This is a genomic window from Polaribacter litoreus (assembly GCF_054584775.1).
This window is the reverse complement of record NZ_JBTLRD010000055.1, coordinates 1-2,444: the sequence shown is the minus strand read 5'-3', so window position 1 is coordinate 2,444 and position 2,444 is coordinate 1. Positions and strand designations below refer to the sequence as shown.

Below are 2,444 nucleotides of genomic sequence, written 5' to 3'. Positions count from 1 at the left end.
TCTAAACGGCTAAAAAAATAATTTGAACGGTATAAATTAAACCTAAAAAAAGGTCAACCTATATCAGGATAATACAAACTGAACTATGAAACATCAATTAATATTAGTATTTCTAATAATTTTTTCAATAAAATCATTTTCGCAAAATTCTAAATTTAGTATTGAATTAAATTATCCAATTCCAATTGACGAGAACTTTATTGGTGAAAATTTCAACGGAATTATAGACGCTGGACTTAAATATCGTTTTACGAATTTAGATTTATTAAGCATTGGAGCTTCTTTTAATTATGGAATATTAAAAAACTCAAAAAATGATAGAATTGGGCTTATTGATGTGACAGCCTTCTCAATGCAACCAAGAATATTTGCTGAATTAAACTCTGAATCTATAAGTAGATTTCATCCTTCAGTTGGGTTAGGTTATACATTTATGACATTTAACGCATCTGATACTGAAAGTTTTAATTCAAATTCATCAAGTTTAAGCCAAACCGAAAGCGGATTCAATCTGAATTTAGGAATGGCTTATGACATAACAAATGAATTGTTTATCGAAGTTCAGTATGATTTTATCAAAATAGGAGTTGACAACGAAATACCTGACATAAAATACAATACGAATATTAATATTTTGAAAATCGGACTAGGTTACCGACTATAAAAACTACCTACAACACCGTGTAAAAAAAATTGCTGGTAAAAGCCTGCTTACGAAAATCCTATCGGATTTTCTTGGTTCGTGTTTTATTTACTAACTTTATTGCTTAAACCACGCAACTTTCCTTACACAACAACGTTGTGTGTCATTTACAAACAAAAACCTGAATACAAAAAATGAAAAATAAAACATACAAGAAAATATCTAATTGGTACCGAAAATTCCAAATTAGTAAATCACCTCAAATGAATTTAGTTTGGGGATTCTTTTTATATACGCTCATTGGATTTATTTTACTGTCTATTCCTTTTTTTCACAAAACCGACATATCCGTTTTAGATAATTTGTTTATTTCGACTTCTGCAATTTCAACTACTGGACTTGTAACTATAAGCGTTTTCGATTCCTATAATTTTTTCGGTCAGTTTGTTATTATGGCATTAATACAAATTGGCGGAATTGGATATATGACGCTAACGACATACTATTTAATATTTACCACAAAAAAAATAACTCATTGGCATAGTAAGTTAATAGGTACTGAATTTACTTTACCCAATACAATTCAGATAAAAGATTTCATCAAAAGCGTTATTGTTTTTACCCTAATAATGGAAACTATTGGAGCTATACTTTTCTACTTTGCCTTTACCAATTCAGGAATGGGAAGTTTAAAAGCAATTTGGTTTTCAATTTTTCATAGTATTTCATCGTTTTGCACAGCTGGATTTGGATTGTTTAATGATGGTTTCGAAAGCTATCAAGACAATACTTTTATTAATACAATTATTTCTGTATTAGCAATTTCTGGTTCTTTGGGTTTTATTGTAATTACAGATTTGTGGTATCGAATTAGAGGTAAATCAAAAGAAATTTCGTTTACAACTAAAATCATTGTTTATGGCTTTTTGTTTTTGCTTTTTTTAGGTACTTTACTCATTTACACAACAGAGTCATCATCTATTCTTGGCTCAAATAGTTCACTAATGACCTCTTTCTTTCAAGCAATGTCAGCTATGACAACTGTTGGATTTAACACGATACCTATCGGTGAATTATCTTTGCCAATATTGTTGCTTGTAACCTTTCTTATGTATATCGGTGCTTCGCCTTCGGGAACAGCAGGAGGAATGAAAATAACGACATTAACGGCAATGCTATCGATATTGAAAAGCCGATTGTTTGGTCAGAAAAAAATCACATTTTTAAACCGACTTATTCCATTTGAGAGAATATATGTTGCGACATCTACTTTTATGCTTTATACGAGTTTAATTTTCTTGTTTTCATTTTTACTTTCTTACTTTGAAAACTTTTCTTTTGAAAGCATATTATTTGAAGTAGCATCCGCTTTAGGAACTGTTGGATTAAGCACAGGAATTACAGGAGATTTATCTAATATTGGGAAAACATTGATAATTATTTTAATGTTTATTGGTCGAGTTGGAGTTCTAACTTTTGGATTTGCTTTGTTGCAACAAAAAGATAACGATTCTAAAAAAATCAGAGCTGATGATTTGGCTGTATGAAAAAATTAATATAAGGAAAAATAGAAAAAAACGCCACACAACAATGGCTATAAGTAATTGCTTGTTCTCGCCTTCTTTGGAAATTCCGCAGGAATTTCCAACTTGGTGTGTACTTGCAAAGTTAAGTGCTAACCCACGCAACTACTCATAGCCGAGACCGTTGGCAACAATATGAAAAATGTACTTTCCTGAAATAGGTTGACTAAAAATTAAACACTTAATTATAGTCACTTATGAAAACAAAAAAAGAACCC

General features: G+C 30.4%; 2 protein-coding genes. Both read left to right on the top strand.

All coding sequences use genetic code 11. From position 1 onward, the window contains the following. Positions 1-85 precede the first annotated feature (85 nt). On the top strand, positions 86-664 hold the full coding sequence (locus tag ACW9UN_RS16985; RefSeq protein ID WP_459487559.1) for an outer membrane protein: 579 nt from the start codon (positions 86-88) through the stop codon (positions 662-664). Between the two features lie 173 nt (positions 665-837). Then, positions 838-2,190 (top strand): TrkH family potassium uptake protein, encoded by a 1,353-nt coding sequence (locus ACW9UN_RS16980; protein ID WP_013621352.1) that lies wholly within the window; start codon positions 838-840, stop codon positions 2,188-2,190. Positions 2,191-2,444 lie beyond the last annotated feature (254 nt).

Excerpts from the sequence above, each read along its gene's own strand:
- ACW9UN_RS16985 (WP_459487559.1), top strand. The coding sequence starts at position 86 with ATGAAACATCAATTAATATTAGTATTTCTAATAATTTTTTCAATAAAA.
- ACW9UN_RS16980 (WP_013621352.1), top strand. The coding sequence starts at position 838 with ATGAAAAATAAAACATACAAGAAAATATCTAATTGGTACCGAAAATTC.